Source organism: Marinomonas gallaica, from assembly GCF_049821165.1.
In the GTDB taxonomy this organism is placed as follows: domain Bacteria; phylum Pseudomonadota; class Gammaproteobacteria; order Pseudomonadales; family Marinomonadaceae; genus Marinomonas; species Marinomonas gallaica.
In genome coordinates, this window is sequence record NZ_CP187511.1 from 85,969 (window position 1) to 102,266 (window position 16,298).

Annotated in this window: 15 protein-coding genes; 13 read left to right on the plus strand and 2 right to left on the minus strand. The window is 47.9% G+C overall.

Features of this window, described 5'->3' with window-relative positions:
- Positions 1-109 precede the first annotated feature (109 nt).
- On the plus strand, positions 110-1,672 hold the full coding sequence (locus ACPUEK_RS00425; RefSeq protein ID WP_425641886.1) for an NADH-quinone oxidoreductase subunit L: 1,563 nt from the start codon (positions 110-112) through the stop codon (positions 1,670-1,672).
- The gene (locus tag ACPUEK_RS00430; protein WP_425641887.1) at positions 1,672-4,065 is read left to right on the plus strand and encodes a YbcC family protein; all 2,394 of its coding nucleotides are present in this window, start codon (positions 1,672-1,674) and stop codon (positions 4,063-4,065) included. Before ACPUEK_RS00425 ends, ACPUEK_RS00430 begins: the two co-directional genes overlap by 1 nt.
- Positions 4,066-4,313: 248 nt before the next feature.
- On the opposite strand, the gene ACPUEK_RS00435 is transcribed toward ACPUEK_RS00430, so the two are convergent.
- On the minus strand, positions 4,314-6,002 hold the full coding sequence (locus tag ACPUEK_RS00435; protein WP_425641889.1) for a flavodoxin domain-containing protein: 1,689 nt from the start codon (positions 6,000-6,002) through the stop codon (positions 4,314-4,316).
- Positions 6,003-6,118: 116 nt separating this feature from the next.
- Between ACPUEK_RS00435 and ACPUEK_RS00440 the strand changes: the two genes are divergently transcribed.
- From ACPUEK_RS00440 to ACPUEK_RS00490, 11 genes are all read left to right on the plus strand, one after another.
- Positions 6,119-6,724, plus strand: coding sequence for a PepSY-associated TM helix domain-containing protein (locus ACPUEK_RS00440; protein WP_067215365.1), 606 nt, complete (start codon positions 6,119-6,121; stop codon positions 6,722-6,724).
- Positions 6,725-6,735: 11 nt separating this feature from the next.
- Positions 6,736-7,212: a DUF2271 domain-containing protein gene (locus ACPUEK_RS00445; protein WP_067030144.1), complete on the plus strand. Its 477-nt coding sequence runs from the start codon at positions 6,736-6,738 to the stop codon at positions 7,210-7,212.
- Positions 7,213-7,231: 19 nt separating this feature from the next.
- Entirely contained in the window at positions 7,232-8,041 is an 810-nt protein-coding gene (locus ACPUEK_RS00450) for a DUF4198 domain-containing protein (protein WP_067215372.1), read from the plus strand.
- Entirely contained in the window at positions 8,041-8,346 is a 306-nt protein-coding gene (locus ACPUEK_RS00455) for a hypothetical protein (RefSeq protein ID WP_425641890.1), read from the plus strand. The genes ACPUEK_RS00450 and ACPUEK_RS00455 overlap by 1 nt, the downstream gene beginning before the upstream one ends.
- The gene (locus ACPUEK_RS00460) at positions 8,333-8,773 is read left to right on the plus strand and encodes a hypothetical protein (protein ID WP_425641891.1); all 441 of its coding nucleotides are present in this window, start codon (positions 8,333-8,335) and stop codon (positions 8,771-8,773) included. Before ACPUEK_RS00455 ends, ACPUEK_RS00460 begins: the two co-directional genes overlap by 14 nt.
- A gap of 8 nt (positions 8,774-8,781) precedes the next feature.
- Positions 8,782-9,630 (plus strand): metal ABC transporter solute-binding protein, Zn/Mn family, encoded by an 849-nt coding sequence (locus ACPUEK_RS00465; protein WP_425641892.1) that lies wholly within the window; start codon positions 8,782-8,784, stop codon positions 9,628-9,630.
- Complete coding sequence (locus tag ACPUEK_RS00470) at positions 9,627-10,328, plus strand: metal ABC transporter ATP-binding protein (RefSeq protein ID WP_425641893.1); 702 nt, start codon at positions 9,627-9,629, stop codon at positions 10,326-10,328. The genes ACPUEK_RS00465 and ACPUEK_RS00470 overlap by 4 nt, the downstream gene beginning before the upstream one ends.
- Complete coding sequence (locus ACPUEK_RS00475) at positions 10,318-11,214, plus strand: metal ABC transporter permease (protein WP_425641894.1); 897 nt, start codon at positions 10,318-10,320, stop codon at positions 11,212-11,214. Before ACPUEK_RS00470 ends, ACPUEK_RS00475 begins: the two co-directional genes overlap by 11 nt.
- Positions 11,205-11,954 (plus strand): hypothetical protein, encoded by a 750-nt coding sequence (locus ACPUEK_RS00480; RefSeq protein ID WP_067215385.1) that lies wholly within the window; start codon positions 11,205-11,207, stop codon positions 11,952-11,954. Before ACPUEK_RS00475 ends, ACPUEK_RS00480 begins: the two co-directional genes overlap by 10 nt.
- 183 nt (positions 11,955-12,137) lie before the next feature.
- Complete coding sequence (locus ACPUEK_RS00485; protein ID WP_425641895.1) at positions 12,138-14,366, plus strand: TonB-dependent receptor; 2,229 nt, start codon at positions 12,138-12,140, stop codon at positions 14,364-14,366.
- 132 nt (positions 14,367-14,498) lie between these two features.
- Positions 14,499-15,182, plus strand: a complete 684-nt coding sequence (locus ACPUEK_RS00490; protein WP_425641896.1) for a Fe2+-dependent dioxygenase — start codon at positions 14,499-14,501, stop codon at positions 15,180-15,182.
- Between the two features lie 35 nt (positions 15,183-15,217).
- Here ACPUEK_RS00490 and ACPUEK_RS00495 read toward each other — a convergent pair whose 3' ends face one another.
- The gene (locus ACPUEK_RS00495; RefSeq protein WP_425641897.1) at positions 15,218-16,294 is read right to left on the minus strand and encodes an alpha-hydroxy acid oxidase; all 1,077 of its coding nucleotides are present in this window, start codon (positions 16,292-16,294) and stop codon (positions 15,218-15,220) included.
- Positions 16,295-16,298: the final 4 nt, after the last annotated feature.

Genomic DNA, 16,298 nt, shown 5'->3' on the forward strand with positions numbered 1-16,298 from the left:
ATACATAACCAAAAAAGAACGTTTTATTAGAATATATGTATTTTTATTAACTTTAAACTCTCTGCATACTGACGCCAACTTTCATTTATTGGCTAGGTAAGACGAAAAAATGACCTTCATGACTTTTTTACTGCCTGCTCTGTTTGCTGTAACAGGGGTTTTATGTGGTTTACCCAAACTACGTGATCATGCGGCAAGCATTGCACTTTGGGGCGCTCGTCTTGCGCCATGTTTGCTCATCGCTATTCTTACCTCCTGGTTGTTCATTACACCAAGCCCCGACGCCCCATTTCATGGTTCACTATTAAGCGCCTTAATGCTGGTTTTAGTCGTATTTATGGCGTGGATTTTAGTGCAGTTTTCACAACATTACATGGCCGGTGAGCCCCGTGTGGCGCAATATTATCGCTGGCTGATGCTAACGTTATCGGCCGTCACGCTGACCTTAAGCAGTAACCATTTATTAACGTTTTGGGCTGGCTGGGTAGGCATTAGTTTAGGGCTGCACTTCCTACTTACCTTCTATCCAGAACGTCCTCGCGCCATTCTTGCTGCCCATAAGAAGTTTATCCTTGCGCGTATCGCTGAACTGTCCCTGTTGACGGCTTTTTCGCTACTTTATCTTGAACATGGCACTTGGTATTTAACTCAACTAATGAGTCAGGTGCAGGGAACGCTGTCACTCACAGAGCAGATCGCAGCCTGCTTAATTGCCATGGCGGCACTGATGAAATGTGCCCAGTTACCAGTGCATGGCTGGTTAATGCAAGTCGTTGAGGCCCCAACGCCCGTCAGCGCCTTGCTGCACGCAGGCATCATTAATTTAGGCGGCTACCTTGTATTAGCATTTTACCCACTGCTTCATCTAAGCAACGCTGCGATTTGGTTATTACTGATTGTTGCGGGGTTAACGACTTTATTTAGTGCCTTGATCATGACCACCCGAATCAGTGTCAAAGTGCGTCTCGCTTGGTCTACCAGTGCGCAAATGGGCTTGATGCTTTTAGAGTGCGCTCTCGGCCTGTACGAATTAGCCGTTCTACATTTAATGACGCACTCGGTCTATAAAGCTCATGCCTTTTTAAATTCAAGCAACGCGGTACACGAATATTTGTTACGCAAAATTGCGCCGGATGAAACGCCTAACGCCTTGGCTTGGGGAGCGGGGCTCGTATTTAGTGGGGTCGCTGTCGGCCTGTCTATTTGGCTTTGGGAATATCAAGGCCCCTTTAGCCCTTGGTTATTAATGGCAATAGCATTGACCTTGCTGATTGCTCAATGGCGCAGCGTACCACAGCCTTCGTCTTTATTACGCTTAGCGGGGATTGCGTTAGCACTGTCGATCTTATATGGCGGATTAAAAACAGCCACTGGCTGGCTTCTATCTGGTCACGTCGCTGAGCACACCAATCAGGCATTTAGCTTGGCAGATATCTGGGCATGCGCTTTGTTTATCATATTGTTCGTCTTAGCCGTCGGCCTTCGGTACTACGCCCATTTAGGTTGGACACGTCGCTTCTCGATCACCTTATTCGCAGGCCTTTATTTAGATGAGTGGTTTACCAAAGTCACGTTAAAAATCTGGCCTGTGACCCTCCCAGCACACTCTAAAGCCAAGCACCATGGCGTAGCGTTGCTGTTCCCTAATCTGTCAAAAGGCTGGAAAAAATAATGATGACGACGCACTCTTCTTTAACTCAGTCGCAACAAGCAGCCATTACAAAAGCGACGCAATGCTTGGCACCTAATTGGCCTCTGGATCGAATGATTGCGGTTAATCCCCTGTGGAACAACGTTGGCCAGCCATTTGATAAGGTGGCAACCGAAGTATCCACTTTGGCAGGAATTCGCTGCCATATGCCTGTCTCTACCTACTTAGAATGGTATGAGCAAGGTCGCATTCAAAATGATTGTTTACTGCAAGCAGCCAGTGAATACGGGGTCCACATGTCGGCTGAAGCGCTGATCATGTATTTGAGTAAAGAGACTGCTCGTGTTCAGAGTTGGCGTAACATTGCTGATTGGGCCGACTTGACCCGTAGCCATCATAAAATGTCATGGCACGATGAGATCACGCACCAAATCAGTCAGTTCTGTGCCGCCCATTACCAACAGCAGCGCCCCATGCTACAGCGTCAATATCGCCAGCAGTCACTCAATCTTTACCAGCATTGGTTACAGGTATCGCGCTTGGATCGTGGTTTGGCGATTATTATGTCGGAAGCCAAATTAGAACAAGAATTCGCGGCACTTCCAGAAGATCAAGAAGCACTCTTTTTTGAAGCAATTACTACACTCCATATTCCTCAAAGTACCTTAGCTGAATACGGACAAGCCTTATTGCTCGACATTAATGGCTGGGGCTCTTATTTGGCGTATCGCGCTTTTGAAGCAGAAAAAGTAGGACAACAACAGGATGATGTACGCTCCTTGCTAGCCATTAAACTCGCATGGGAATTAGTCGTTTGGCGCTATTTAGAAAAACGCAGCCCTGTAGACTTTGGCCTCCTAGCGGAACGTTGGAAACAACAAACGCACCATTTAAATGAACTGCGTGAACAACATAGCGAAGCGCTGGCGATCCCACGTATTTGGGCACGAGCATTAGAACTCAGTGAGCAACAAGCACTTCAACAGCAGTTAATCGACGTCAATGCCAACCTTCCTGATACGCCAGCTATGCAGGCGATCTTTTGCATTGATGTACGCTCAGAAGTGTATCGTCGAGCACTGGAACAACAAAGTAGCAGCATTGAAACATATGGTTTTGCTGGCTTTTTTGGTCTGCCTATCGAATACGAGCAAGCCGGCACGCAAGTCGCACGCCCACAGTTGCCAGGACTTTTACCCCCTGCTATTCGAGTCGTTGAAAGCCAGGCAGACGAAGAAAAACTGGCCCAAGACAACCGGTCTGCTAGCTGGAACCGTTGGGGCAACGCCGCCGCTGGAACGTTCTCTATGGTGGAGTCCATGGGCTGGTGGTACGCCTTTAAGTTGTTTAAGAAAAACCTAAAAGGCGATACCTCTCATGCTTTATCACCGACGCACGGCAGCCATTGGACCCTGACTCGCCAAGGTCGAACACTGGACATTCAAGACCAAGCCGAACTCGCCAAAGGTGTGCTGGATACCATGGGGTTGCGTCATTTTTCCAGTACAATTCTCCTTGTGGGCCACGGGAGTCACAGCTGTAATAACTTACAAAGTGCTGGTTTGGAATGCGGCGCATGTGGCGGTCAAACCGGTGAAATCAACGTCCGTGTTTTGGCTCAGTTACTGAACAATCTCAAAGTGCGCGAGGCGCTGAAACCGATGGGCTATTCCATTCCGGATCAAACCCAGTTTGTGGCTGCGCTGCACAATACTATTACAGATCATATTACCTGCTACAACGAGGTCAACGATCCAACGGTCGTTGACTGGCTCATGCAAGCGACTTACTTAGCGCAACAAGAACGCGCGGTAAAAGTGGATCAAGCGTTACTCAACATGGATAGAGAAGAGCGTAATGCTGCGTATTTGCGCCGTGCCAAAGACTGGTCACAAACACGCCCTGAATGGGGGTTGGCGGACAACAACGCCTTTATCATCGCACCGCGTCAGTACACTCGAAACCTGGATTTAAACGGCCGTAGCTTTTTGCATGATTATGATTTCGAACAAGACTCTGACGCTGATATCTTAGAGCGTCTTATGACAGCACCGATGCTGGTGACGCATTGGATTAATATGCAATACAACTTATCCACCACCGATAACTTTAAGTTTGGCAGTGGTAATAAAGTTCTGCATAACGCCGTGGGCGATCATATTGGTGTGTTTGAGGGCAATGGCGGCGACCTACGCGTCGGTCTTGCCATGCAGTCGTTGCACGATGGCCAACAATGGATGCATACACCGCAACGCTTAGCCGTGTACATCCGTGCCCCCAAGCCGTTCATCGAGTCCATCGTCGCCAAACATGAATTACTGCAGCAGCTGATCGACAATCAGTGGCTTTATGTATTCCAGTGGGATGAACAAAGCATCAGTCGATTCTATCAAGGGGCTTGGCAACAGGATTAGCCTGTTGCCGATTTAGGTCTAGGATCAATTCAGTTAGACCTATAAATTATTCTAATGAGAACAATTCTTGTTTTTACATTAACTTTTTCAAATAATCGTTTATAATTGGCTTGTCGGACGCATTGCTCCGATCTTACCTGTTCGATGAAGAGATTTGATCTGTAACCGATTAGGTAATACAAAACCGAGTTTGCGCGGATGCTTTGTCATCCGCTTTTTTTTGCAATATGTCAGTCTTTCTTCGTCGATCAATACAAATCCGTGTGCAAACGCGTTTCAAAATAGGTGTCTGAAAGGATCTGCTGTAACGTATGACAGACTTCATTACCAAACCCTTCACGACTGCCGCAGACATAAATATGCGCCCCCTGCGCTAACCATTGACGAACTTCTGCTTGATGCCTTTTCAAAAGTGTTTGTACATAGTCGCCATCTGATCGAGACCACGCTGAGTCCATTCGGGTGAGAACACCAGAATGCTTCAGTGCTTTAAGATCGTGGGAAAAATAGTCATCATATTGCGCGTATTGTTCACCAAAGATCAACCAACTAGGCGTCTGACTTTGCCATGCTTGTTTCTGTTTTAAAAAGCCCACGAACGGCGCTAATCCTGTTCCTGCACCAATCATGATCAAGGGCACATCATCCACCAGATGAAACGCTTCATGCTCCCGAATACTGGCCTTAACAAAATCGCCTGATTCCATGGCACTCAATCTACCGGAAACTAGACCAACGTGACCATCTGGGCGCAAATGCCGTCGTACTAATAACTCCACATAGTCTTTTTCATAAGAGGCTATCGAATAGAGGCGTTCAGGCTCATTCGTCTCATCTGCCTGTACCGCCAGCAGATCTCCTGCGCGATAGCGAGCACCTGAACAATACAGCCTAATTCGATGAACATGACGATGTGTCTGCATGGGGTTCAAGCATTCATTGCTCACCACCGTAAACGTGTCGTACTGCATTGAAACGGTATCACTCACAATCCCAAATCGGCCACAAATTTGCTGCCACCAGTGATCGACAGCCGACACATCCATTCGATCCACTTCTTGCGTCGGCAAGGCTAATTTAAAACCCTTTTGACGCAACAAGTCAGTGAGCTGGTGACCAAAGGCGCAAAACGTATTATAGGTACGATCACCCAGTGCCAATACACTGAACTCGGTGTCGATGTTGCTCTTTGTCTGTTTCTTTATGTCTCGTAAAAAGCTATGTGCGGTATCGGGCGCATCGCCATTGCCCTGAGTGCTCACCACAAAGAAGACTTTTTGATAACTCAATAACTGCTGTGTTGTTAACTGCGACACACAACGCACGTCCAACAAAGACTGAGCCGTTTCATGCAACTGCTCAGCCAAGCGTTTCGCGCTGCCGGTTTGGCTGGCATAGGCAATCAGTGCCAGTCGCTGACCTGGCCGCATTGGCAACTGCTTTTTAATATCAACGTACACGGCGAGCATCGGCATTATAATGAGAAATAATGCCCACCAAGGGTGAATGGAAGCCTGATTATCTAAGTCAAACACACGGGAATTCAATACTACAGCCGCCATAAGCACCATGGAAAAGCCATAACGTCGTATGGGGGCTGACGTTAATGCCAGCAGACCTATGACAACCACTCCCCATAACAGGCACTGACTGATTAACGAAAGTCCTTTTAACCAATACCACTCTTGCGTCGAGAAAACATACCCCAATACATCATGATCCACTTGTGCCACCAAATCATGACTAAACCGATAGACCGAGTGCTCAGCTAACGAAAAGAGCGGATGCTCGGGAATACGAGCCTCTAGCGGAACCTCAACCGTCTTGCTGGCACTGAGCACGCTCCACACATACAGCAAGATAAACAATGCTACCCCACCGGCCATATACATCATGCGATTTAACTGCTGAATAAGTTTTGTAAACCACCAAGACACCGTTCTCTCCGTAAACCTATGTAAATCTATCTGATAATTATTCGTATTATATTGCATATTATTAATGGTAGCGATTATCATTGGCGAATAATTTACAAATAAGATTACTTCCGTTTATGACACGCCCTTTTATTGCACTAAATCGCTGGGCTCGCTGGCTACATATTTACAGCGCAGCGCCTGTATTACTGCTGATGATTTTTTTTGCGTTAACGGGAGTGCTACTGAATCACGGCAATTGGAATTTAGGCGCCACAGATCAATCCAGCCAAACTCTGGACTTACCGAGCACGTTGTCAGAGTTAGAGTGGGACCATGAATCTACTTATACCGCATTGAGCGTGTTGACGTGGCTAGATCAAACATATGCGATTCATGGCGTAGACATAGAAATCACGTGGGCATTGGATGAGCAGTTATTACTACTGCATTTAGACGGACCTCAAGGCAGCTATGCCGTAGAAGTGTATCCCGAAGAGGCTGTTGCAGAGGTGTTTATACGTCACCTGCCCTTTTTGGAAATGCTCAACAATTTGCACCGCGGCAAACATGTTAATGGGTTTTGGCTTTGGTTATCCGACATTGCCGGCCTGTGTATGCTGGTCTTTTGTCTGTCTGGCCTGTGGCTTTTATTGGCCAACACCTTGCAACGAACCACCACCCTTAGTTGGGTGAGTTTGGGTTCTGTGGTCATGGTGATGGCTGTTTATTTGATGCATTAAAGGAGAGCTTTATGCGCTCATTAGTTAATAAAACACTGCTTGCGGCCACACTCGGTATGGCGAGCATCACGCACGCCACCACAGTGGATGTGACTTTCAACATTCCACAACCTGATGCCGAGCGTTACGCCAAACCTTACGTGGCGATCTGGGCCGAAAATGGTCGTAATGCTGAGCACCTATTGGTCTGGCACCTACAGGGTGAGAAAGACAAATGGTTATCCGACCTACGCCGCTGGTGGCGCAAGATCGGCCGCTACGATCATCAAATGGACGGTTTAACCGGCGCGACAAAAGGGCCAGGACAATACAGCCAAACCTTTGAGATCAACGATGAATGGGACACTTTCACCTTATATTTCGAAGCGGCCCGCGAAAACGGAGGCCGCTCTTTAATGAAAACCCAAATTGATACAACGGATGGCCACCAACAGTACCGCATTCCCGCCGAAGATGAGCTGGGCGACATTCTCATTACGATTAACTAAACACATTTAAGGAATACTTATGTTTAAAGCGACTTTATGCGCTCTAGGTTTATTAGCAGCAAGCGGTGCAATGGCTCACGAACTGATGATCATGCCATCAAAATCCATAATCACAAAAGCACCTGCGACGGTTGCAGTCGATATCTCCGCTTCCCACGGTGTGTTTCGCTTTGATAAGCCTGTTGGCGTAGATAACATCAATGTATACGGCGCAGATGGCAAACCTATTCGCAACATTGGTACCGTCGTCAAAAGTGCTTCTCGTACCTCTTTTGATTTGCCGATGCAAACCGATGGCACTTACAAAATCGTCTACGGCAGCACTGAGCCGATGTACATGACAAGCTACACCATTGGTAAACGTGACACTCACAAACGCCTACGTGGTACTCGAGCGGAAGTACAAGACCAAATTCCAGCGGATGCGAAAAACATCGAAACGGTGAAAATGAACCGTTATGGCATGTCATTCGTAACGGCAAAAATGCCTACTAATGCAGTACTAGAGCCATCAAATGAAGGGTTCGAAATCATTCCTGTGACGCATCCAGCCGATTACATCAATGGTGAAGAAATTGAGTTTCAAGCCATGTTAGATGGCAAAGCCGTAGAGGGCGTGGACATCACCATTAAAGCTGAAGCCGGTCTCTATAATGGTGAATTAGAGCCTATTACACTTAAAACTGACGCTAAAGGCATGGCCAGTGTCGAATTTGAAAACGCCGGGCGTTACGCCGCTACTTTTGGTTACCAAAGTGACGAAGCAGGCGACAACGCAGATAAAGCCTTTTACACCGTGTTTTACACCTTTGAAGTGGTATACGAATAATGACCAAAGCTACCTTACTCATGGGTAGCCTAGTGGCTTTGCTTTCGAGCAAAGCCATGGCCCACTACCCAACACTCGATTGTGTACTGCTACAGCAAGAAGTGCAATGCACCGCAGCCTACAGCGATGGTTCGCTTGCTTACGGTGAAACCGTTGAAGTACGCAGCTACGATGAAGAGCTGCTGACGCAACTCACAACCGATAAAGCAGGACAAATTCGCTTGCCACAACCTGACGGCGAATATTATCTAATGTTCGATCCAGGGCACGAAGATCCGGCAGAGTTTGACTATGCCGAGTTCTGAGATTGAAGTAATTTTGCCTGCCAATGGCCGCGGGGAAACGCGCAATTTTCTGCTGATCTGCGCGGCCATCATAGCGACAGCAATGACTCTATTGTCGCTTATTCAAAAAGTCGACGGACAAACCGTGCCTGAATTGCCCACGTCACTAAGCAATATGGCCACACAAATCAGTAATGCTATCGAAGAAATCACCCTACTTGAAGAAGCGGGCATGCTGTCAGAGCCTTATCAGCTAGGTGATCTGCCTCTGCCCGCACTCAACGGGCAACGTTTTCAGCAACAAGAAGAGCGCTGTTTCACGCTTTTACAGGGACAATACCTGTTTATCATCGAACGCCATGACGACACTTGGGATGCTCATTGGGCCGTAACAGACCAGCCCGCAGACTGTCATGCACCGCTTACTTGGCACTCGCTTAACCAATAGGACTTTCCATGCGATATTTACTGCTCAGCCTACTTGTCTTGATCAGCACACACGCAAGCGCTCGACTGCAAGTGGGCATCACTTTGCACCCTTACTATTCCTATGTTAGCCACATTCTTGGCGATCGTGGCGATGTGCTACCGTTAGTTGAAGCTGGTTTCAATCCACATAATTATCAGCTCAGTCCCGCCGATATCGAGCGCTTAAACAGCCTTGATGCGCTGGTCGTGAACGGCATTGGACATGATCTATTTGCTACCAATACCGTTGACCGTCTTCAACCTGACAATCTAACCGTAATCTATGCCAATAAAGATGTGCCCTTGATTGGTCACGGTGAAAAAGTAAACCCACATTCTTTTGTCTCTATCGACGCCGGCATTCGTCAGGTCTACACCATTGCCAAAGCCTTAGGTGAGTTGGACCCTGATAATAAAACCTACTTCCTCAAAAATGCATTGGCTTACGCCAAGACGCTGCGTGCGCTGAAAACGCCCGTGCAACAAGCCCTACTGGATAAAGACGTTAGCAATCTTCGAATTGCCAGTACCCATGGGGCGTACGCCTATTTACTGCAAGAGTTCGGGTTGACGGTATCGGCCGTCATTGAACCGGCACACGGTGTGTCACCGACAGCCTCTCAGTTAGAAGACACCATCGATACCATCCGTAAACAAAACATTGATGTGTTATTTACCGAGCTGAACATGGAAAACCGCTATGTCGATTTGATCGAACGGGAAACCGGCATAAAGGTTTATTACTTTAGCCACATGACACACGGCGACTACAGCAAAGACCAAGTCGAACGTGAGATGGGCAACAACCTCGCCAAGCTTGCCGAGGCACTGCAATGATCAAAGGCCCAAGCTTACATCTGGCTAACCTAACGGTAGCCGTAAAAGGTATGACATTACTCAGCGCTATGGACTTGTCATTAGAAGGCGGACTTTGGCATGGCATTGCGGGCCCCAACGGCGGCGGTAAAAGCACGTTACTTAAAGCCATCGCAGGTTTACACAATCATTCAGGCACTATTGAGCTGCATTGGCCAGAAGGTCGTGATGCCATTGGCTATATGCCGCAACTGTCTCCCTTTGATGCCTCGTTACCCGTGACTGCTCTCGATTTTTTACGTATGCATTGTGACAAGCGTCCAGTGTGGCTTCGCTTTAAAGGGGATCCAAAAATCGCGGCCGTAGTTGAAAAAGTACGCATTCAAGGGTTACTCGGTAAGCGTCTCGGCACCTTATCTTCAGGTGAACGACAACGCGTTTTATTGGCCTGTGCTCTGCTTAATCGCCCCCATGTTTTACTGCTCGATGAACCTCTCGCCGGTGTGGATAAATACGGTCGCGAGCAGATTTTAGAAATCCTGATGAATTTTAAAGCCGACGGCGGCACCATTATTATGATCGAACACGATTGGCAAATCTTACAACAATACTGCGATAGCTTGTCTTGGATAGATGGCACACTTCAGGCGCACGGCGAACCCAATTCCGTTTTACAGTCCCTACAAGTGCCGATGATAGGTCTTCGTCATGCTAGCTAGTATTCATTCGGCATTTTCCCATCTCGTAGACAGTGGTTTATTACCAAGCATGTTTGGCTATGGCTTCGTGGTCAATGCGTTTCTAGCTTGTCTGATGATCGGCCCGTTGCTTGGGTTATTAGGCACTTTAGTGGTGGTAAAGCGCCTTGCCTTTTTATCCGAAGCGGTCGGCCACAGCGCGTTGACTGGCGTCTCTATTGGCATCTTAATGGGAGAGCCTGTAACCGAACCTTGGATTAGCCTGTTTGCTTTTTCGATTTTATTTGCACTGACTCTTCAATGGGTGCGAGGCCGAACGACTGTACCTTATGATGCGCTCATCGGCGTATTTTTGGCGTTTGCGTTAGCGCTGGGGGCCGCTCTGCTGATGTTCGTCGCGAAAAAAATCAATGCACACTTAGTCGAGCAAGTGTTGTTTGGCTCCATTTTGACCGCTTCTGCTTACGACTTAATTATCTTATCCGTCATTACTCTGGTCGTCATGGGGTTGGCATGGTTTAGCGCCAACCATGCTTTTTTAAACGCCTTAAGCCCTGATATTGCCCAGTCTCGACGTATATCAGTCACCCTGCACGATTACGGCTTTGTTCTGTTAATTGCCTTAGTAACGGTTGCCGCTGTAAAAATCATCGGTGCGATTTTAGTGGGTGCCTTACTGTTGATACCTGCGGCCAGTGCTCGCCTCATTGCTCAGGATTTACGCGGCATGGTGGGACTCTCTGTTTTGATTGCCACCACCAGCGCGTTAGTCGGTGTGCTGCTGCCCATGCATATGAAATGGGCCATTGGCACCGGTCCTGCGATTATTTTAGTCGCTTGTGTTTGGTTCATCGTCGCTATTTCTATTTACTCTCTGCGTAAAGGAGGCTCCACCGCATGCGCGTAATACTCTCTAGTTTTTTACTGTTAATGACTCATTGGGCTGTGGCCGCTAACGTCGCAACGGTAGCGCCCATCACTCACAGCATGAGCCAAGCATTATTGCAAAATACGGAAATTGAAGTCACTTACCTACCGCCAACACGACTGCCGATTAACCGTATCCCTAGCTGGCTCAACCGTAATGAGACCGAGCCAATGCCCCACTTCGATGCCATTGTGAATATTAGTTCACTTCGACCTGAACTGGCGTTCTACAAGCCCTTACGCAGTCGTAATATACACATTGTGCCAATCGATATTGCCCAAGCTCTGATCCCCGCTGGCGAGCGCGTGGCGACTCAACAGCCTGATGAGTACTTTTGGCTAAACACGAATAATGCCCTGCTTATGCTGGGGATTTTAAAGCGCGACTTGATTGCTCTGTGGCCAGATGAAGCCGAGCAAATTAACCGTAATTTCCGAGCCACTAGCACCGCTTTGCGTCAACTGGCGTTGGATATCGACGACGCGCTACTAATGTCGGGCTTTGATGCGCTAATTGATGCTAAAGCGTCCGTCTCGCCGTTTAGCCAAGGCTTGATGCTACCAACGCTTGATTTGGATGAAGTAGACAACTTGAAAACTCTTATCATCGATACCAAAGCGGGTGAAAATACTTGGCAAATCGATGATTTTAGTCGCTATAGCAAACGCGACTTTATCCGTCGCTGGCAAGACAATTTGACTCAGCTACCGACTCCTTAACCTTACTTCCCCCCTCTTTGACAGAGGTTACTCTCGTTTCCTCTGTCAAAATCGTCTTTTTTATGCAGATTACACAAAGAAATTGTAAGAAATACCTACCAATAATAACAATTATCATTTAGCATTTGCTTCTCAATTATATATAGCCTCTATTTTTAAAACATTACTGGTGTGAATAACTCGATGAAGAACTCAAACTCTTACAATACTACGCCATTCAAAGTGGCTCCGATCGCAATCGCTGTAGGTTCCGCTCTAGCATTAATGAGCGCGCCAGCATTTGCTGCCGATAACCAAGTTGCATTGGATCGTATCCAAGTCATTGATAGCTCTGAAAAAGGCTACAAAGCAGAAGCGCCATCAAGCCCTAAGTTCACTCAAGAAATGGTCAATACACCAAAAACCATTAACGTTGTGAACGAGCAAGTATTGGAAGACCAAGGAGTCACTTCATTAGAAGACGCACTGCGTAATGTGTCTGGTGTTTCAACCTTTGGTGCAGGTGAAGGCGGTGGCGGTAACGTCAATACCTCTGACAATGTCACCATTCGTGGTTTCGATGCCAACGGCAGCATTTACTCTGATGGCATCCGTGATGTCGCGGGCTACAGCCGCGATACGTTCAACATCGAACAAGTTGAAGTAGCAAAAGGCGCTAATGGCTCGATCTATGGCAAAGGTTCTGCTGGGGGCTCGGTAAACCTAGTTTCTAAAGCCGCGCATCTTCGAGGCGACAAAAACAGCATCAACGCCTCATACGACGAAGGTGATACCAAACGCTTAACAGGTGACTTTAACAAAGTTTTGTCTGAAGACAGTGCGATTCGTTTAAACCTCATGGCAGAACAAGGTGGCGACTACTGGGATAATGGCGAAGAAGAATACAAAAGCTACGCCATTGCACCGTCTTACTTTGAACGACTGAGTGAAGATACGGATTTCACGATTAACTTTCTACACACAAAACAGGACAACACGCCTGTCATCGGCTTGCCTTTCATCACCGAACAAACCAGTGCAGCACTGGGTATTCCAGAAGGCACGTTGCCCGAAGAATACTGGAGCAACTACTACGGCGTAAAAGGTCGTGACTTTGAAGAGCTCGATGCCACCGTTGTAACCGCTATTATCAATCATAAGTTGAGCCAAGAGTGGAACCTACGCAGTCAAACACGCTTTGGCGAGACCGAAACAAAATCCATCATTCACCGCCCTTGGCCTGAGAACTTAGGCGACCGTAACAACCCAGATTATACGGGGAATTACGGCTTAGTTTTCCCAAAAACAGATTTCAGCAAAAACCAACTGTTAGTGACTCAACTTGATTTCATTGGCGAAAAATACATGGGGAATGTGCGCCATGACATCGTCATTGGCGCTGAAGCGTATCGCGAAAGCCAGAAGACACCGAACGTGGATTTATCCGGTTACAGCTACTCAAAAGAGTCGTATAACCCACTGAATCCAGGTGAGATTACAGCGACTGGTAACTACAGTATCGATGGCTACTCAAAAGATGCGACCGCCAATGGCCTAGCCGCCTACCTCCACGATACCGTTACGTTAAATGAACATTGGCAAGTTGCCGCTGGCGCGCGTCTTGAAAACTACGACGTCGACAGCACGCAAAACGTTGGTCGTGGTGACAGCGCTACCTCAGTCAGTGCGTCGTCTGATGCCAACTTATTCAGCTGGAATACATCGATCAACTTCAAACCGACACGCAATGGAAGTATCTACCTATCGGTAGCTAACAACCAAGAACCTAATGGTAACAACCTATCATTAAATGGCCGTAACGCTGAACAAGTGAGCGAATACACATCGCTTGATCCACTTGAGTCGATGACCACTGAACTGGGTACAAAATGGGAACTACTGGACGACCGCCTATTGTTGAGCGCCGCTGTGTTCAGAACAACGAAAGACGTCTATGACACCATCGACGAGCAGCTCGCTACATCAGGTGAGCAAGAAAGCAAAGGCTTCGAGCTGTCCGCCACCGGTCAACTCACGGACTCACTGGCCATTACTGCAAGTTACACGCGCCAAGATGCAAAAGTAACGGAGAACTACAGTAATCCAGAAGCCGAAGGTAACGGTCTTACGGCTGCACCAGATGACTCGGCGGCCCTATGGATGACCTATGCCTCTGGCCCACTGACACTCGGTGCAGGTGCAGAATACCAATCTGGCAACGATTTCTGGCGTCGTAACACAGTTTACTTCACCACCGGTGATATCACGCTAGTGAACGCTATGGCAGGTTATGCCTTTACAGAAAACCTGTCGGCTCAACTAAACGTCAGCAACTTAACTGACGAACGTTACGCGACCGATTACAGCGCCAAAGGGCACTTTAAACCTGGCAATCCTCGTAATGTAAAAGTGTCTGTGAAATACGACTTCTAAGTCGCATTCTCGGCATCAAATAAGAGCGAAGTCACTCCCCTTTCTTCGTTCTTGCAAAGCAGTCGTGTTACTTTTACACGGCTGTTTTGCCGTTTCTACACTTTATAACGCCTTCAATATGAGTTCGACATCATGCTATTGCACCTAAAAAATGTTCTGACACCAGAGCAAGTGAAAGACATTCGTCATGCGCTGGACCAGGCCAATTGGCAAGACGGTAAGTTGACCGCTGGCAATGCTTCACACCAGCAAAAGTCCAACTTGCAACTGAGCCAAGAGGACCCGCTCGGACGCAAGCTCGGAGATTTTATTTTACAGACGCTTGGCCAACGGGAAGATTTTATGAGCAGCGCGTTACCGGCCAAAATTTTTCCGCCCATGTTCAATCGCTACGAAGGCGGCGGCCAGTTTGGCTTTCATGTGGACAATGCCATTCGCCAGGTGCCCAATACGCCCGTCAAGATTCGCACAGATCTTTCAATGACCTTGTTTTTCAGCGATCCAGATGAATATGAAGGCGGTGAACTGATCATTGAAGACACGTTTGGCGCACAGCAAATAAAGCTTCCGGCAGGCGATATGGTGCTTTATCCATCAACCAGTATCCATCGGGTCAACCCGGTGACAAAAGGCGCCCGTGTGAGTTCGTTCTTTTGGTTACAAAGTCTGGTTGGCGATAACGAACAGCGCCGTACCTTGCATCAGTTAGACCAAACCATTCAATCACTTAGAACAGACATGCCTGACGACGAACGCATTCAAAACTTGATCTGGGTGTACCACAATTTGCTGCGTCAATGGAGCCAGACCAACTAGGGTCTGACACCACACATCATAGGAAAAGAAGTAGGCTAAAAAGGCGTGTAAAGACAGTCTTGGTTGATGTCCTGAACGGTCGCACAACCACACAACGCCATGGTTGCTTCTAGCTCATCTCGAAGAATACGCAAACAGTGAGCAACGCCCAACGGCCCAGCAACGGCTTGAGCATAAAATACTGGACGCCCTAATAAGACAGCGTCAGCCCCCAACGCGATTGCTTTAAAAATATCACTACCACGGCGAATTCCACTGTCGAGCAGCACAGGAAGCGTCGCCCCCACAGCCGCACGAATGGCGGGCAACACCTCAATGGTCGCAGGCTGACTGTCCAGAACTCGACCACCATGATTCGACACAATCAAACCGTCGATGCCAAGCTCTACAGCACGTTTCGCGTCTGCAGGATGCATGACGCCTTTCAGTAAAATCGGCAGGGTTGTTTGTTCTCGCAGCCAAGCGAGCGTTTGCCAGTCCGGTGCTTGCCCCATCCAACAGGCAAACACTGAATCGCCTTGCGCTGCCTGCGGTAAGCAATCAAGATTCACCGCACGCACTCCATCGGGCAGTTCAAATCCTGCCCTTTGTTCCGCGTTGCGTACACCATTAATCGGCGCATCGGCCGTCACAACAATGGCCTGATAACCTGACGACTCTGCGCGTCGTATGAGTGTCAGCGTGTCGTCTAAACTGGGTTGGCAGTATAACTGAAACCATCGCTTTGACTGCGGCGCCACATCGGCAACCTGTTCAATCGTCGAACTTGCCAAAGTCGATAAACAAAAGCCTACCTCTTGAGCTGCCGCTGCTTGCACACTACCTAACTCGCCCATCGAGCTGGCTAATTTTTGGTACGCTAATGGTGCGATCAGCAGTGGCATACTCAGCTCGGTGCCGAATAGGGTCTGACGACAGTCACCTTGCCCTAGACTTTCCGTCAGAATACGTTGCTGCACAAGCACTTCGTCTAACTTTGTCCGGTTACGTTGATGAGTGAAGCCATCCATCGAATACCCAGATAGATAGGCCCAAGTTGGCTCAGACAAAATGGTCTGCGCATGACGTTCGTAATCAGCAAGGCAGCACACATCTGTTGGAATTTGATTCATACTA

What these genes read in the sequence shown, in the direction of transcription:
- ACPUEK_RS00465 (WP_425641892.1), top strand. Translation starts at nt 8,782, where the DNA reads ATGCGATATTTACTGCTCAGCCTACTTGTCTTGATCAGCACACACGCA.
- ACPUEK_RS00430 (WP_425641887.1), top strand. Translation starts at nt 1,672, where the DNA reads ATGATGACGACGCACTCTTCTTTAACTCAGTCGCAACAAGCAGCCATT.
- ACPUEK_RS00480 (WP_067215385.1), top strand. Translation starts at nt 11,205, where the DNA reads ATGCGCGTAATACTCTCTAGTTTTTTACTGTTAATGACTCATTGGGCT.
- ACPUEK_RS00475 (WP_425641894.1), top strand. Translation starts at nt 10,318, where the DNA reads ATGCTAGCTAGTATTCATTCGGCATTTTCCCATCTCGTAGACAGTGGT.
- ACPUEK_RS00485 (WP_425641895.1), top strand. Translation starts at nt 12,138, where the DNA reads ATGAAGAACTCAAACTCTTACAATACTACGCCATTCAAAGTGGCTCCG.
- ACPUEK_RS00450 (WP_067215372.1), top strand. Translation starts at nt 7,232, where the DNA reads ATGTTTAAAGCGACTTTATGCGCTCTAGGTTTATTAGCAGCAAGCGGT.
- ACPUEK_RS00490 (WP_425641896.1), top strand. Translation starts at nt 14,499, where the DNA reads ATGCTATTGCACCTAAAAAATGTTCTGACACCAGAGCAAGTGAAAGAC.
- ACPUEK_RS00440 (WP_067215365.1), top strand. Translation starts at nt 6,119, where the DNA reads ATGACACGCCCTTTTATTGCACTAAATCGCTGGGCTCGCTGGCTACAT.
- ACPUEK_RS00445 (WP_067030144.1), top strand. Translation starts at nt 6,736, where the DNA reads ATGCGCTCATTAGTTAATAAAACACTGCTTGCGGCCACACTCGGTATG.
- ACPUEK_RS00470 (WP_425641893.1), top strand. Translation starts at nt 9,627, where the DNA reads ATGATCAAAGGCCCAAGCTTACATCTGGCTAACCTAACGGTAGCCGTA.
- ACPUEK_RS00455 (WP_425641890.1), top strand. Translation starts at nt 8,041, where the DNA reads ATGACCAAAGCTACCTTACTCATGGGTAGCCTAGTGGCTTTGCTTTCG.
- ACPUEK_RS00495 (WP_425641897.1), bottom strand. Translation starts at nt 16,294, where the DNA reads ATGAATCAAATTCCAACAGATGTGTGCTGCCTTGCTGATTACGAACGT.
- ACPUEK_RS00425 (WP_425641886.1), top strand. Translation starts at nt 110, where the DNA reads ATGACCTTCATGACTTTTTTACTGCCTGCTCTGTTTGCTGTAACAGGG.
- ACPUEK_RS00460 (WP_425641891.1), top strand. Translation starts at nt 8,333, where the DNA reads ATGCCGAGTTCTGAGATTGAAGTAATTTTGCCTGCCAATGGCCGCGGG.